The 314-nt window shown below is 52.2% G+C and carries 3 tRNA genes; all 3 read right to left on the reverse strand.

Annotated features, from left to right (window positions below):
* Nucleotides 1–3 precede the first annotated feature (3 nt).
* The 3 genes from ACOMCU_RS28410 to ACOMCU_RS28420 all read right to left on the reverse strand — a co-directional run bounded on the left by ACOMCU_RS28410 (nt 4) and on the right by ACOMCU_RS28420 (nt 241).
* Nucleotides 4–79: transfer RNA gene (locus ACOMCU_RS28410), tRNA-Lys, on the reverse strand.
* 7 nt (nt 80–86) lie between these two features.
* Nucleotides 87–162, reverse strand: a tRNA-Thr gene (locus ACOMCU_RS28415).
* A gap of 3 nt (nt 163–165) precedes the next feature.
* Nucleotides 166–241, reverse strand: a tRNA-Val gene (locus tag ACOMCU_RS28420).
* Between the last annotated feature and the right edge of the window lie 73 nt (nt 242–314).

Consider the following 314-nt stretch of genomic DNA (forward strand, 5'->3'; position numbering starts at 1 on the left):
AAATGGTGAGCCATGAAGGACTCGAACCTTCGACCCTCTGATTAAAAGTCAGATGCTCTACCAACTGAGCTAATGGCTCAAAACTATGGTGCCGGCTATAGGAATCGAACCCACGACCTACTGATTACAAGTCAGTTGCTCTACCTGCTGAGCTAAACCGGCATATGGTGGAGGATGACGGGCTCGAACCGCCGACCCTCTGCTTGTAAGGCAGATGCTCTCCCAGCTGAGCTAATCCTCCTGGGTATTATGCCTAGCGACGTCCTACTCTCACAGGGGGAAGCCCCCAACTACCATCGGCGCTAAAGAGCTTA

Source organism: Lysinibacillus sp. UGB7, assembly GCF_049058285.1.
Classification (GTDB): Bacteria; Bacillota; Bacilli; order Bacillales_A; family Planococcaceae; genus Lysinibacillus; species Lysinibacillus sphaericus_B.